Annotated in this window: 13 protein-coding genes; 9 read left to right on the plus strand and 4 right to left on the minus strand. The window is 60.1% G+C overall.

The features are described from left to right. Positions 1 to 44: 44 nt before the first annotated feature. Complete coding sequence (locus RG836_RS01055) at positions 45 to 317, minus strand: DUF1652 domain-containing protein (RefSeq protein ID WP_310842547.1); 273 nt, start codon at positions 315 to 317, stop codon at positions 45 to 47. A 263-nt stretch (positions 318 to 580) separates the two neighbouring features. Here RG836_RS01055 and RG836_RS01060 point away from each other — a divergent pair, with 263 nt between their 5' ends. The 4 genes from RG836_RS01060 to RG836_RS01075 are packed head-to-tail and all read left to right on the plus strand — an operon-like array spanning position 581 to position 4,379. After that, entirely contained in the window at positions 581 to 1,396 is an 816-nt protein-coding gene (locus RG836_RS01060; protein WP_310842562.1) for a helix-turn-helix domain-containing protein, read from the plus strand. Positions 1,397 to 1,447: 51 nt separating this feature from the next. After that, entirely contained in the window at positions 1,448 to 2,854 is a 1,407-nt protein-coding gene (locus tag RG836_RS01065; protein ID WP_310842549.1) for an NAD(P)/FAD-dependent oxidoreductase, read from the plus strand. Between the two features lie 29 nt (positions 2,855 to 2,883). Beyond that, entirely contained in the window at positions 2,884 to 3,225 is a 342-nt protein-coding gene (locus RG836_RS01070; protein WP_310842550.1) for a cupin domain-containing protein, read from the plus strand. 56 nt (positions 3,226 to 3,281) lie between these two features. Continuing rightward, the gene (locus RG836_RS01075) at positions 3,282 to 4,379 is read left to right on the plus strand and encodes a polyamine ABC transporter substrate-binding protein (RefSeq protein ID WP_310842551.1); all 1,098 of its coding nucleotides are present in this window, start codon (positions 3,282 to 3,284) and stop codon (positions 4,377 to 4,379) included. Positions 4,380 to 4,452: 73 nt separating this feature from the next. On the opposite strand, the gene RG836_RS01080 is transcribed toward RG836_RS01075, so the two are convergent. After that, positions 4,453 to 4,677: a YgdI/YgdR family lipoprotein gene (locus RG836_RS01080; RefSeq protein WP_310842552.1), complete on the minus strand. Its 225-nt coding sequence runs from the start codon at positions 4,675 to 4,677 to the stop codon at positions 4,453 to 4,455. A gap of 210 nt (positions 4,678 to 4,887) precedes the next feature. Here RG836_RS01080 and RG836_RS01085 point away from each other — a divergent pair, with 210 nt between their 5' ends. From RG836_RS01085 to RG836_RS01100, 4 genes are all read left to right on the plus strand, one after another. Then, entirely contained in the window at positions 4,888 to 6,561 is a 1,674-nt protein-coding gene (locus RG836_RS01085) for a VRR-NUC domain-containing protein (RefSeq protein ID WP_310842554.1), read from the plus strand. Then, positions 6,558 to 8,843 carry an ATP-dependent DNA helicase gene (locus RG836_RS01090; protein WP_310842556.1) on the plus strand — a complete coding sequence of 762 codons (2,286 nt, stop codon included), beginning with the start codon at positions 6,558 to 6,560 and terminating at the stop codon, positions 8,841 to 8,843. The genes RG836_RS01085 and RG836_RS01090 overlap by 4 nt, the downstream gene beginning before the upstream one ends. A 66-nt stretch (positions 8,844 to 8,909) precedes the next feature. Further along, positions 8,910 to 9,461 carry a cupin domain-containing protein gene (locus RG836_RS01095; protein WP_310842557.1) on the plus strand — a complete coding sequence of 184 codons (552 nt, stop codon included), beginning with the start codon at positions 8,910 to 8,912 and terminating at the stop codon, positions 9,459 to 9,461. A 15-nt stretch (positions 9,462 to 9,476) separates the two neighbouring features. Then, positions 9,477 to 10,013 carry a hypothetical protein gene (locus RG836_RS01100; RefSeq protein WP_310842558.1) on the plus strand — a complete coding sequence of 179 codons (537 nt, stop codon included), beginning with the start codon at positions 9,477 to 9,479 and terminating at the stop codon, positions 10,011 to 10,013. A gap of 135 nt (positions 10,014 to 10,148) precedes the next feature. On the opposite strand, the gene RG836_RS01105 is transcribed toward RG836_RS01100, so the two are convergent. Then, positions 10,149 to 10,625: a hemerythrin domain-containing protein gene (locus tag RG836_RS01105; protein ID WP_310842559.1), complete on the minus strand. Its 477-nt coding sequence runs from the start codon at positions 10,623 to 10,625 to the stop codon at positions 10,149 to 10,151. Positions 10,626 to 10,963: 338 nt separating this feature from the next. Here RG836_RS01105 and RG836_RS01110 point away from each other — a divergent pair, with 338 nt between their 5' ends. After that, complete coding sequence (locus RG836_RS01110) at positions 10,964 to 12,190, plus strand: zinc-dependent alcohol dehydrogenase (RefSeq protein WP_310842560.1); 1,227 nt, start codon at positions 10,964 to 10,966, stop codon at positions 12,188 to 12,190. A gap of 29 nt (positions 12,191 to 12,219) precedes the next feature. On the opposite strand, the gene RG836_RS01115 is transcribed toward RG836_RS01110, so the two are convergent. Further along, positions 12,220 to 13,566: a cation:proton antiporter gene (locus tag RG836_RS01115; RefSeq protein ID WP_310842561.1), complete on the minus strand. Its 1,347-nt coding sequence runs from the start codon at positions 13,564 to 13,566 to the stop codon at positions 12,220 to 12,222. Between the last annotated feature and the right edge of the window lie 295 nt (positions 13,567 to 13,861).

The following is a 13,861-nucleotide window of genomic DNA, read 5'->3' on the forward strand; positions in this document are numbered from 1 at the left end:
ACAAAAAAGCCCACTCGCGTGGGCTTTTGGCTTGCTGGCCTGGGTCAGGCATAACTCTTCAGTGATAACGGCGGTACGAAGGCTTCCAATTCATCTTCGACCGCTTCAATGATCCGTTCGACATCGGCAGCGTTCATCACCGTGGCGCAGGGGATTCCAGCAATGGCAATCATCGTCTCACCGGTCGCGCGGTCGAACAGGCGGGCAATCATGCTGCCCGGCGCGTCCATGTTCGCTTCGAAACCCATGGGATGAAAGTGCCAACGCATCAACTGGCATGCGTTGGGGAATGTGACCTTGCTGAACGCTTTGTTCATGTGTTGCCCGCCTTCTTCATCGAGCGCTTCCTTTAGCTCATGTTAGGAGGGAAGAACCGTCATTGGCTCAACCGGGTAAGTGGTTTTAACCATAGCAGGGGCATGTGAATGCCACGTGAAAATTTTCAGTCCGTTTAGCGATTGCGCGCACATTTTTTGATTCAGGTCAGCGTTCGCAACCGGCGGCGTGAACCGTGGCCATGAATTGGCCATTGATGCGGGGGCGCAAGTTCGGCACAGTCGGGTTTTTGCGCGAGACGTTTATGCCCGCCCATGACGACGGCCCGGCGCAGACCCAAGCCACCGGCGAGACGGTCATGCGCTACCACTTGTGCTGGAAATACCGCGACCTGGACGGGGTGATGGCGTTGTATCACCCAGACATCGAGTACAACGACTTTTTCCAGAACCGCCGCATGGGCCTCGGCGAACTGCGCGACTACGTGCTCAGCAGCATGCCCCGTGCACCCGGCGAAGCGCTGGAACACTCCGACCGCATTCGCCTGGACGGCGACACAGCGTTTATCCAGTACAACATGACCCTCAAGGGCAGCGACGGGCTGGTGTCGTTCCGCTCCAGCGAGGCCATCACCGTGCGCGATGGGCTGATCTGGCGGGTCAACGAGTATGCCTCGCTGGTGCGCGAGCCCGGTGCCGGGAAAGACCCTGACGATCTGCGCCCGGCAGCCAGTCGCCTGGGGCTGTCGCCGCGCCAACTGAGTTTCATGGCCGAGGATCTTCAGCAGTATTTTCAGCGTCAGCAGCCGTACCTTGATCCGGACCTTGATCTGCAACGGGTGGCGAAGGAGTGTGGGTACAGCCGCAATCAGATTTCCTATTTGCTCAATCAGGTACTGGGCCAGAGCTTCTATCGCTACGTCAACCACGCGCGTCTGCAGCATTTATTGGCGGCGCTGGACAAGGCCTCGCCACCGTTACGCATTGATGAGCTGGCGTTTGCTGCCGGCTTCAATTCGCTCTCGGCCTTCTACAAATGTTTCCGCCAGCACACGGGGCTGTCGCCCAAGGCCTATGCGCGGCAAATTTCTCTGCGTGCACGCGCGCACGACAACGCCTGAGGTCGCGCACTAGGATCGAAGCCATCGACGTATTGAGTGGCGGAGTGCGCAATGTCAGCGTGGCAATCGATCAGTTTATGGATGGACCAGCTCGACGAGCCGCTGCTGGCGCGGCCGGCGCTGGAGCAGGATGCGCAGGTCGACGTGGTGATCATCGGCGCGGGCTACACCGGGCTTTGGACTGCTTACTACCTAAAGCGTCAGGCACCTGAACTGCAGATCGCCATTGTCGAAGGTCAAACCGCCGGTTTCGGCGCCTCTGGGCGCAACGGTGGCTGGGTCATGGGCAACTTGCTGGGTGAAGATCGCTTGCTGGCCGGGTTGTCAGCCGAATCGCGCCGCGCCTCCTTTGATCTACTCCATGCCATCCCCGACGAGGTGGCCGACGTCATCGAACGTGAGGCGATCGCCTGTGATTTTCGCAAGGGCGGGGTGCTGTACTGCGCCGCGCGCTATCCCGAGCAGGAAGTCAGCCAGCGACGCTATCTGGAAATGCTCTACGCCCAAGGCCTGACCGAGGCCGATTACCGTTGGCTCAGCCCCGAGCAATTGGCGCAACAGATCAGAATTGCCAAGCCTTATGGCGGTATCTATGCACCGCACGTCGCGACCATTCAACCGGCAAGGTTAGTCCGGGGATTGGCCCGAACGGTGGAACGCATGGGTGTGAAGATCTACGAAAACAGCCCGGTGACCGATTGGCAAACCGGCAGCGTGCGCACTGCCAAAGCTCAGGTTCGCGGACGCTGGGTGGTGCCGGCCGTGGAAGGCTACGGCGTGACCTTGCCGCCGCTGGGTCGCTATCAATTGCCGGTGCAGAGCTTGATCGTGGCCACTGAACCGTTGAGCGCTGCGACTTGGGATGAAATCGGCCTCAGCCACGGCCAAGCGTTCGGCGAGAGCAGCCGCCAGGTCACCTACGGCCAGCGCAGTGCCGACAATCGTTTGGTGTTCGGCGCCCGTGGCGGCTATCAGTTCGCCGGCAAGTTGCGCCATGACTTCCAGCTCACCAGCAACGAGATCGAACTGCGCCGCTACCTGTTCAGCGAGCTGTTCCCGCAACTCAAAAACGTGCGCATCACCCACGCCTGGGGCGGCAACCTCGGCATGTCGCGGCATTTCAAGCCGCACATGCTCTGTGACCCGTCCAGCGGCATTGCCTTGGCCGGCGGCTACGGCGGCGAAGGGGTGGGCGCCAGCAACCTGGCCGGGCGAACCCTGGCGGACTTGATGTTGCAACGTGACACGGACCTGGTGCGCCAACCCTGGGTGATCCCCGGCGGTGGCCTCGACAACTTGCGCGCCTGGGAGCCGGAGCCGTGCCGCTGGTTGGGCTACAACGCGATCATCCGCAGCTTCGTTCATGAAGACAAAACCCTCGCCGATCCGGCCACCGCGCCTTGGCGCCGCAAGCTTGCCAGCCGGGTGGCGGGGTTCATGGAAGGTTTCATGCAGTAATTGGCGATTTTTCACACACAGGTATTCCCATGAGCATCACCCAGTTCAAAAACACCTTGCACATGCCCCTCGAAGACTCCAATCCCGTGGCGGTGCCGCTCGGCACGTCGGTAGCGGTAGCATCGACCACCAGTATCGAGCGCGATGACGGTGTCGAAACCGGCGTGTGGGAATGCACGCCCGGACGCTGGCGGCGACAGATCGTTGCCCAGGAGTTCTGTCACTTCATCCAGGGCCGCTGCACCTTCACTCCGGATGATGGCGAAACGCTGCACATCGAAGCCGGCGATGCGCTGATGTTGCCGGCCAACAGCCTCGGGATCTGGGACATCCAGGAAACCGTGCGCAAGACCTATGTCCTGATTTTCTGATTTCTTTGATCTTTTGATTGCCTGCCAACAACAACAGCCCCCACAGGAATCGACTCATGATCCGAAAGACGTTTGCCAAGACCCTGGCCCTGACACCGCTGATGTTCGTCGCCTCGTTCAGCCAGGCCGCCGACACCGTGAAAATCTACAACTGGTCGAGCTACATCGCGCCCGACACCACGAAGAATTTCCAGAAAGAAACCGGCATTGGCTTCAGCTATGACGTCTACGACAGCAACGAGACCCTCGACGGCAAGTTAATGACCGGCAACTCGGGGTATGACGTGGTGTTCCCCTCCAACCACTTCATGGCCCGGCAGATCCAGGGCGGCGCCCTGAAAAAACTCGACAAGAGCCAGTTGCCCAACTGGAAAAACCTCAATCCGGTGCTGCTCAAGGCGTTGCAGACCAACGATCCAGGCAATGAACACGGGTTCCCGTACCTGTGGGGCAGCACCGGCATCGGTTACAACATCGACAAGGTCAAAGCGGTGCTCGGCGATGACGCACCGGTGAATTCCTGGGACTTGATCTTCAAGCCGGAATACATGCAGAAGCTGCAAAAGTGCGGCGTAGCGATCCTCGACAACGGCCCGGAAATGCTCCCGGCCGCGCTGAACTACCTGGGCTTGCCGCACCACAGCAAAAACCCGGAAGACTACAAAAAAGCCGAAGCGCTGCTGATGAAGATTCGCCCATACGTGACGTACTTCCATTCGTCCAAGTACACCGGCGACCTGGCCAACGGCGATATCTGCGTGGCGGTCGGCTTCTCGGGTGACATCCTGCAAGCGGACAACCGCGCCAAGGAAGCGAAGAACAACGTGCACATCGGCTACGAGATTCCCAAGGAAGGCGCTCCAATCTGGTTCGACATGGTCGCCATGCCGGCCGACGCACCGAACGAGAAGGCCGGTTACGCTTTCATGAACTACCTGCTGCGCCCGGACGTGATGGCCAGCATCAGTAACTTCGTGCGTTACGCCAATGGCAACGAAGCCGCTGACAGCCTGATCGACCCGACACTCAAGAGCGACACCAAGGTTTACCCAAGCGAGGCAATGATGGGCAAGTTGTTTGCCCTGGAAGCCATGCCGCTGAACATCGACCGGATTCGCACGCGGATCTGGAACAAGATTCGCACCGGCAGTTAAGTGCAGGGCAGTTGCGGCCAGTCATAAAAATGGGCCCCTGCATGGGGCCCTTTGTTGTTTCGGTGGTGGCAGGTCAGTCTTCCTTGCGCACCGTCGCCACTTCATCGGCGCGAACCTTGACTTTAGAACCGGAAATATCTTCGAACTCGTAGAAACCGTCCTTGGTTTTGGTTTCCGGCATGTCTTTGGTCAGGTATTGCGTACCGTTCTGCAGGGTGACCACGGTTGGGGTCGAGCAGCCTGCCAGCGCAAGGCACGCGGTAACGGCCAGGGGCAGGGCCAGGAGTTTGATGTTCATTGTCACACCTCGGTTTTTCATGAATTCGATCGGGCGCCGAGCCGCAAGTGCGCCGCTGATGGCTGTTGGTCTCACAGTCTGGCGGAAAGTTCGCGGCAGGAAAAAATAGATATCCGAGTGGCCGCTTATCTTTTTCCATTTGCGCCGCACAGTCCTCTGCTGTTATCTGTATGCATAACCAGTACCTGCTTGCGACGGCCCAGATATCCCGTGACCGACAATCCTCTCGACGACCCGTTCTATTACCTTAATAACTTCCAGCAAGTGCTTGATTGGCTTGAGCTTCGCTATGCCGATGTGCTGGCCGAGGACGAGCAGGCCTTCATCCTCGCCTTCCGCAGATTGCCCAAGGTGTCCAGGGCATTACTGGTGCGCATGATCATGCGCAAGGGCCAGCGTTTTCGCGCGAGCAAATTGCGTTATGCAGAAATCGGCGACAGCCTGCAGGCCGCAGGCCCGCTGCTGGCCTTGGGCTGGATCGACGAACAGGCGCTATTGACGGTAGATGAAGTCTGCGCGGCGTTGCTCAAGGCGGAAATTCTCCAGTGCCTGGGTCATGCCATCGACCAGCCCAAGGCGCGCAAATCCGATTGGCTGGCGTTGCTCGGCGAACGCTTCAGCGAAGCGCAAACCTTTGCCCAATGGTGCCCGGCGCTGGATGACCGGTTGTTCAGCCTGACGCTGATGGACCTGTGCGATCGACTGCGGTTGATGTTTTTCGGCAATCTACACCAGGACTGGTCGGAATTTGTCCTCGCCGACCTGGGCATTTTCACCTACGAGAAAGTCGCCATCAGCGCCGAGTCCAGAGGCTTGCGCCGCCGCGAAGACGTGGATGCCTGCCTCGCGCTGCACCAATGCCAATTGCGCCTGGAAGCCGGCGAGGACGTGGGCGAGGTGGTCGAACAGATTAATGCCCTGGCCATGAGCGACAACCCTTGGCTGGCGCGGCGCAAGGCCAAGCTGTTGTTCCGGGTCGGCTATCAGTGCGAGCGCATGGCAGACTTCGCTAATGCCCTGATGATCTACCGCCATTGTTCATACCCCGGCGCACGCCTGCGGATGATCCGCGTGCTGGAGCGGGTGGGTGAAACGCAATTGGCCCTGGACCTGGCCCTCGACGCGCAGATAGCGCCGCAAGACGCCGCCGAACAGCAGGCCTTGCTGCGCATGGTGCCGAGGTTGCGCCGACGCCTCGGTGGCCCGCCGGTGGCGCGAACCGTCGCGCGGGCGGCGGAACGCCTTGATCTGCTGATACCGCGCCGCGATCCGTTGCTGTCGGTGGAGTTTCACGTCCAGGCCCATTTGACCGACGCATCGGCGCCGGTGCATTACGTCGAGAACACCCTGATCAATTCGCTGTTCGGCCTGTTGTGCTGGCCGGCGATTTTCGCGCCGTTGCCCGGCGCGTTTTTTCACCCGTTCCAGCGCGGGCCGGCGGATTTGCTCAGCGAAGACTTCCACAGTCGCCGCGCCGATTTGTTCGAGGCCTGTTTTGCGGAACTGGATGACGGTCGCTATCGGGCGACCATTCGCCAGCGTTACGCCGACAAACGCGCGGTGCAGTCACCTTTCGTCTTTTGGGGCGCCTTGACGCAAGACCTCCTTGAACAGGCCCTCGACTGCCTGCCCGCCGAGCATCTGCGGCACTGGTTCCAGCGCCTGTTGCTGGACATCAAGGCCAACCGCGCCGGCATGCCGGACCTGATTCAGTTCTGGCCGCAGCAAAAAACCTACCGCATGATCGAGGTCAAAGGTCCGGGTGATCGCTTGCAGGACAATCAATTGCGCTGGATCGAGTTCTGCCGGCAACACCAAATGCCGGTCACCGTTTGTTATGTGCAATGGGCCGAGGATGACCTGGAACTGGAACAGTCGGCATGAGCTACCGCGTTGCGGTGCGGGCGTTGTGCGAGTTCACCGCCAAGGTCGGCGACCTCGACCTGCGCTTCACGCCATCGCCGACCGCGCTCGAGGGCATGCTCGGCCATCGCACCGTCGCCTCGCGGCGCAGCGACGAGTACCAGAGCGAAGTGGCCCTCGAAGGCCAGTTTCGGGAACTGACGGTCAAGGGCAGGGCGGACGGTTATGACCCGAAGCAAAACTGCCTCGAAGAAGTCAAAACCTATCGCGGCGACCTCAGCAAGCAGCCGGCCAACCATCGCCAGCTGCACTGGGCGCAGGCCAAGGTCTATGGCTGGTTGATGTGCCAGAAGCTGCACCTGACCAGCATCAACTTGGCGCTGGTGTATTTCGATATCAGCAGTGAAAAGGAAACTTGTCTGGTCGAGGCGTTCAGCGCTGATGAACTGCACGGCTTCTTCGAGACTCACTGCTTGCTGTTCCTGACCTGGGCCGAGCAGGAAATGGCTCATCGGCAGGCGCGAAATCTGGCGGCGCAAGGGCTGGTGTTCCCCCATGCGGGGTTCCGGCCGGGGCAGCGGCATTTGGCGGAGTCGGTGTTCAAAGCCGTCAGCACCGGCCGCTGTCTGATGGCCCAGGCGCCCACCGGTATCGGTAAAACCCTTGGCACTCTGTTCCCCCTCATCAAGGCCATGGCCCCGCAACAGCTGGACAAGGTGTTTTTCCTCACCGCCAAGACCCCCGGCCGCCAATTGGCCCTGGACGCCGCCGAAGTGATCGGCCGCAGCCAGGCCGACTTACCGTTGCGGGTGCTGGAGATGGTTGCCCGCGACAAGGCCTGCGAACACCCGGACAAAGCTTGCCATGGCGAATCCTGCCCGTTGGCCGAGGGCTTTTATGATCGTTTGCCCGCCGCACGCCGGGCCGCCAGCCGAGTGCGGCTGCTGAATCAACAGGCGCTGCGGCACGTCGCACTGGAGCATCAGGTCTGCCCGTATTACCTGAGCCAGGAAATGGCGCGGTGGGCGGACGTGGTGGTGGCGGACTACAACTATTACTTCGACTTCAGTGCGCTGCTGTTCGGTCTCGCGCAACTCAACCAATGGAAAGTTGCGGTACTCGTGGACGAGGCACATAACCTGGTGGAGCGCGCCCGTGGCATGTACAGCGCGACCCTCGACCAGGCTGCGCTGAATCAGGTGCGCAAATCTGCGCCAGCGCCGTTGAAGAAGACCTTGCAGCGGCTCAATCGCGAATGGAATTTCCTCCACGATGCGCAAATCGCCCCATATCAGGCCTATCCGAAAGCACCGGAGAAACTGCTGTACGCCTTGAACCAGTGCACCGCGAGCATCGGCGATTACCTCAACGACCACCCGCAAGGCCTGGACCAGACCCTGCAGACCTTCTATTTTGATGCCTTGCAGTTCGGCCGGGTGGCGGAGTTGTTCGATCAGCAGTTCCTGTTCGACATCAGCAAACGTGAACGCGGCAACAGTGAGTTGTCGCAGTTGTGCCTGCGCAACGTGGTGCCCGCCGGGTTCATCGGCCCGCGCCTGACCACCGCCCGCAGCACCGTGCTGTTTTCCGCAACCCTGAGCCCACGACGCTATTACGCAGACTTGCTCGGCACACCGGCGGACACCGTGTGCATCGATGTTGAATCGCCCTTCACCGCAGACCAATTGCAAGTCCGGATCATCAGCCGCATTTCCACCCGATTCAGCCACCGCCAAAGTTCGCTGCAGCCCATCGTCGACCTGATGGCCGAGCAGTTTTACCAGCGACGCGGCAACTACCTGGCGTTCTTCAGCAGTTTCGATTATCTGCAGCAAGTCGCGCAGTTGTTGGCGCAACAGCATCCGGCTATCACTCAGTGGGCGCAATCAAGGGGTATGGGCGAGACACAGCGCCAGGATTTCCTCGGGCAATTCACCCCGCACAGCCAAGGCATCGGATTCGCCGTATTGGGCGGGGCTTTCGGCGAAGGCATCGACCTGCCTGGCGCGCGTCTGATCGGCGCCTTCATCGCCACCCTCGGTCTGGCGCAACTGAACCCGGTGAACGAGCAGATCAAACAGCGGATGGCGGCCATTTTCGGGTCTGGCTACGACTACACTTATTTGTTTCCCGGTGTGCAAAAAGTCGTGCAAGCGGCCGGGCGGGTGATCCGTACACAACAGGACAGTGGCGTGGTGCTGCTGATCGACGATCGTTTCGCCGAGAGCAAGGTCCGACAATTGCTGCCGCGTTGGTGGGAAACAGAAAGCGACGCTCCTCTGCCGGCGTCAGCGACGGTGTGACCGCGATTGCTTTGAATTTTCGGCGGCGCACCGGCTCAGAGGAATATCGATTCGGAGTTTGCCCATATGCTCGATAACCACCTGACGCAGCCCTTGCAGTTGTATTTCAACGGCGACGGCCGAACCCCCAACAGCCGCTGGCCGGCGTTGCTCTACCGCGCTGTGCCCTTGCAGCACAGCGACAAAGCCGTCGCCTTCGAGGCGCTGTTCACCGAGCACGACTGGCCGGCGAGATGGCGTTCGCAGGTGTACGAGTATCAGCATTACCACTCCACCGCACACGAAGTACTCGGTGTCATCAGCGGCCGGGCGCTGCTTTTGCTTGGCGGCGAGTCCGGTTCGCGGGTCGAAGTCGAGGCGGGCGATGTGTTGGTGCTGCCCGCTGGCACTGGGCATCGCAGCCTGGAACAGAGCGCGGATTTCCTGGTGGTTGGCGCTTATCCAAAAGGGCAAGACCATTACGATCTGTTGCAGCCGGGCGAGGCGGATTATCAGGCGTCCTTGGCGCGTATCGCTCAGGTCACGCTGCCGGCGGCGGATCCAGTGCACGGCGCAGACGGCCCATTACGCCGAGCCTGGGGCGTTGAGCCTGCTGAACCAAAAGCCGAAGACTATTAATTGCCAGTGACGACCGTGCCCAGAATCCTTACCGAACCGACCGCTGAAGAAACCCTCACCGAACACAATGCCAAGATGTTCGGCTCCCCCAAGGAACGACTGGACTTCTACCGACGTGAAATCCAATACGAAACCAGCATCCTCGCCAACCGCACGGACGCTTATTTAGCCGCGCAGTCTTTTTTGGTGATTGCTTTCGCGTCGTGCATGGCCAACCTCAACCCCGAGTGGGGAAAGCTGTTCACCTTGGTCGTGCCGCCGTTTTTGGCGCTGCTCGGCGTACTCAGTTCGCTGAATGCCTGGCCGGGGATTCGTGCCGCGTATGACATCATCGACCATTGGCACTTCAAACAGAGCCAATTGTTGATCAGCGAACCCTTGATGGGCCTGGCGTACGACGAGTCGCCGCTGTTCAGCGAATTGGAGTCAAGCCATAAGGGTTACCGCAAGTCGCTGCTGTTCTCGGTGCGTACGCCGTGGATCTTCGCGGTGTTTTGGGTCTTGCTGGGGAGTTATGCGTTTTATATTCAAGTGAGTCATCCGGGGGCGTGAACCGTTGACCAGAGTGTTGAATGTGATGGCCTCATCGCAGGCAAGCCAGCGACCACAGGGTTCGTGGTATCTGCCGATATTTTCTGATCCAACAAAAAAGCCCGGCATTTAGCCGGGCTCTTTGGTTCAGCCACCTCATGCCGCCAGGTTGGCCGCCATCATTTCTTTCTTGTACTGCGCTTTCAGGCTTTCCATGCGCGCGCCCAGTTCTTCGAGTTGCGCTTTGCCCAACAGCTTCTTGGCCTGCGGAAACATCTCCGACTCTTCTTCTTCGATGTGGTGCTCCAGCAGTTCCTTGACCACCTTCACCCGGCCAGCGAACTCCAGGCTCGATGGGTCAGTGGTTTTCAGGTCAGGCAGCACCAGCGAATCGACGGTACGGTGCTCTTCCTTGGCTTCGTAATACATGATGTCTTGTTCCTTGCCGCCGGCTTCCTTGTAGGCGGGGTAGAGCACTTCTTCTTCCAGGCGGGTGTGGATGGTGATTTCCATCTCCAGCTTGGCGAGCAGGTCGGTGCGTTTTTTCACCCCGCGCTCGGTGGACTCGCTCAACTGGCTCAAGATGCCTTTCACGCGTTCATGGTCGGCTTTCAACAGGTCGATGGCGTTCATGGGATAAACCTCTTAATGATCACGGTAGTGTTCGCGTACGGTCTCCATGCCGTTTCGCTCACAGTGATGGAGCATTTCCCGTGCCGGTTTTCCGCTAAGCGTTAACGCCATGAAAATCAAACAGATAGCCAATCAACGCGCGGTCAGGTGTCGTGCAGGCTGCATGGTTGACCGCTCATCCCAATGCAGTTCGCGGCGCGCGGTAAACCGCTTTTAAATTCGGTCATTTCACGACATCACCGCTGATCCGGTAGGCCTCCAACACAACTGAACTCGCTGTCATCCGCGCCTCCCTTAATACAGACGACTGTCATTTCTGTAACCACGAGGATTCAGCCATGCGCGCGACTACCTACCATGGTGCCAACGACGTCCGGGTCGACACGGTTCCCGATCCAATCATTGAAGCCGACGACGACATTATCCTGCGGGTGACCGCCACGGCCATCTGCGGCTCGGACTTGCATCTGTATCGCGGCAAGATTCCCACCGTGGAGCATGGCGATATTTTCGGCCATGAATTCATGGGCATCGTCGAAGAAACCGGCCGTGGCGTGACGGCGGTGCAGCGCGGTGACCGGGTGGTGATCCCCTTTGTGATTGCCTGTGGCGACTGCTTCTTCTGCCAGATGGACCTGTTCGCCGCCTGCGAGACCACCAATACCGGGCGTGGCGCGATTATCAATAAAAAGTCGATTCCACCGGGCGCAGCGCTGTTCGGTTTCAGCCACATGTACGGCGGGATTCCCGGCGGTCAGGCGGAACTGGTGCGAGTGCCGAAGGCCAACACCGGGCCGTTCAAGGTGCCGGGCACATTGGCGGACGAGAAGGTGCTGTTTCTGTCGGACATCCTGCCGACCGCGTGGCAAGCGGTGAACAATGCCGGCATTGGCCAGGGTTCCAGCGTGGCGATCTATGGCGCTGGCCCGGTGGGCTTGCTGGCGGCAGCGTGCGCGCGGATGCTCGGGGCCGATCAGATCTTCATGGTCGATCACCACGACTATCGACTCGCCTATGCGCAGCGCACTTACGGCGTGATCCCGATCAACTTCGATGACGACGATGATCCAGCCGACACTATCATTCGCCAGACCTCTGGCTCGCGCGGTGTCGACGGGGTCATTGACGCCGTGGGTTTCGAAGCCAAGGGCAGCACCACGGAAACTGTGTTGGCCACCCTCAAGCTCGAAGGCGGCAGCGGCAAGGCTTTGCGTCAGTGCATCGCGGCGGTTCGACGCGGCGGTACGGTGAGTGTGCCGGGCGTGTATTCCGGGTTTATCCATGGCTTTCTGTTCGGCGATGCGTTCGACAAAGGCATCACCTTCAAAATGGGCCAGACACACGTGCAGCGTTATCTGCCGGAACTGCTCGGGCACATCGAAACCGGTCGCTTGCAGCCGGAAGCGATCATTACGCATCGCCTGTCCCTGGAGCAGGCGGCGGAGGGCTACAAGATGTTCGATAAGAAAGAAGAAAACTGCCGCAAGGTGATTCTCACGCCCGGCAGCAGCGAAGTGCCGCTGACCGCCGGCATTGATGAAGCGCCATTGGTTCCAGCGCTGTAAGCAATGGGCTGAACGACTGGCGCATTCTGTCACCCAACGGACGGGGTGCGTCGCTCGTACCAGGCCAGCATCGGCTGTGTACTGATGCCGTGCAGCAAGATACTCAGCGCCACCACCGACAGAGTGATGTTGGTACAGACGCCCGCCAGTGACGGGCCCAAACCGTGATTGAGGGCATAGAACAGGTAGAAAAAACTGCCGATGCCTCGAATGCCGAACCAGCCGATCAACAGCCTTTGCGGCACACTCAATAGCGACCCCCAAGGCATCAGCAACACGCTCAGCGGACGAATCAACAGAAACAGCACCGCGGCGATACCCAGTGCCCGCCAATCCCAATGCGCGACCAGGATCACCCCGAGCAGCGTGACCAGGAATACCTCCATCGCCCGTTCCACCAGACCACCGAAGGCCAGCATGTCGCCCATCATGATCCCGGCCGCGACTTGCGGATCTGGCAGGTTCTCGACATCACCGTGCACGGCGTCTGCCGGTTCAGCCTCCAGATGCCCGACCACGGGCTGCACCAGGTGCTCCGCTGGCGTGTGATTGCCACCGCTGCTTTGGACTTCAGCCTGGCGCAAACCGAGGCCAGCGGCGAACACCGATAAGAAGCCGTAACCGCCGATGGCTTCGGCGACAACGTAGGCGAGGGCGATCAAGGCCAGGGTCAGGTAGTCGTTGGGGGAGAGCGTGCTGTCTTCGTTCTTGATGCGCATCGATAAAGTCGCCTTGCCAATGCCCCGGCCCATCCAGTAACCGGTCAACAGGCCGGCGGGCACCGCCCACAGCAGGCTGCGCAGGCCCCAGTCACCGATCCATTCGTTGAGCGAGGCGTCCTGCTGCAGCATCAGCAGGCCGAGAATCACAAAGGGAAACGCCACGCCATCGTTGAGCCCGGCTTCGCCAGACAGGCCGAAGCGTACCGGGTCGTAGTCCTTCGCATGGTTGACCTGGACGAGGGAGGCGAGCACCGGATCGGTGGGGGCGAGAATCGCGCCGATCAACAGCGATGAGCCCCAGCCCAGGTTCAGCGCGAAATGCAGCAGCAGGCATACGCCGATGATCGTCAGCACCATCACCGGCCCGGCCAGGCCGAAGGCCACCCTCCAGCGGCGATCTGCCAGCGGCAGGCGTAGCTTGAGACCGCAGACGAACAGCGAAAACAGCACCGCGACTTCCGTCAGGTGCTCCATCCAGACCGAGGCGTCTTTAACATCCAGTTGTAGGAAGCCCAGCGCAGCGGGACCGATCAGAATCCCGAGGCCCAGACACACGGCCGAGGTCGTCACCGGCATCCAGCGCAAATACGACGCGGTCAATGCCAGGGTCAGCAACACCGCGCCCAAAACCGCCATCCAGACTATGAAACCCATGGTCACCCTCTCGTCCGTGGCTGCCTCGTGATCATTCGAGGCGGCGGGGTGGGTACAGGTTCAAACAGAAGCGGCTTTCCGTAATCATGCAATCCAGACCAGCCACCAAACCTGTGAGAGCTTCAGTGATTGAGCAATCCAGACCCGCCACCAAACCCTGTGGGAGCTGGCTTGCCAGCGATGAGGCCATCACAGTCAACACAGATATCGCCTGACCCACCGCCATCGCTGGCAAGCCAGCTCCCACAGTGATCTTCAGTGGTCATGAAATCTAGACCAACCACAAAATCCACTG

Source organism: Pseudomonas rhizozeae (genome assembly GCF_031583775.1).
Classification (GTDB): domain Bacteria; phylum Pseudomonadota; class Gammaproteobacteria; order Pseudomonadales; family Pseudomonadaceae; genus Aquipseudomonas.

What these genes read in the sequence shown, in the direction of transcription:
- RG836_RS01055 (WP_310842547.1), bottom strand. Translation starts at nt 317, where the DNA reads ATGAACAAAGCGTTCAGCAAGGTCACATTCCCCAACGCATGCCAGTTG.
- RG836_RS01060 (WP_310842562.1), top strand. Translation starts at nt 581, where the DNA reads ATGCCCGCCCATGACGACGGCCCGGCGCAGACCCAAGCCACCGGCGAG.
- RG836_RS01065 (WP_310842549.1), top strand. Translation starts at nt 1,448, where the DNA reads ATGTCAGCGTGGCAATCGATCAGTTTATGGATGGACCAGCTCGACGAG.
- RG836_RS01070 (WP_310842550.1), top strand. Translation starts at nt 2,884, where the DNA reads ATGAGCATCACCCAGTTCAAAAACACCTTGCACATGCCCCTCGAAGAC.
- RG836_RS01075 (WP_310842551.1), top strand. Translation starts at nt 3,282, where the DNA reads ATGATCCGAAAGACGTTTGCCAAGACCCTGGCCCTGACACCGCTGATG.
- RG836_RS01080 (WP_310842552.1), bottom strand. Translation starts at nt 4,677, where the DNA reads ATGAACATCAAACTCCTGGCCCTGCCCCTGGCCGTTACCGCGTGCCTT.
- RG836_RS01090 (WP_310842556.1), top strand. Translation starts at nt 6,558, where the DNA reads ATGAGCTACCGCGTTGCGGTGCGGGCGTTGTGCGAGTTCACCGCCAAG.
- RG836_RS01095 (WP_310842557.1), top strand. Translation starts at nt 8,910, where the DNA reads ATGCTCGATAACCACCTGACGCAGCCCTTGCAGTTGTATTTCAACGGC.
- RG836_RS01105 (WP_310842559.1), bottom strand. Translation starts at nt 10,625, where the DNA reads ATGAACGCCATCGACCTGTTGAAAGCCGACCATGAACGCGTGAAAGGC.
- RG836_RS01110 (WP_310842560.1), top strand. Translation starts at nt 10,964, where the DNA reads ATGCGCGCGACTACCTACCATGGTGCCAACGACGTCCGGGTCGACACG.
- RG836_RS01115 (WP_310842561.1), bottom strand. Translation starts at nt 13,566, where the DNA reads ATGGGTTTCATAGTCTGGATGGCGGTTTTGGGCGCGGTGTTGCTGACC.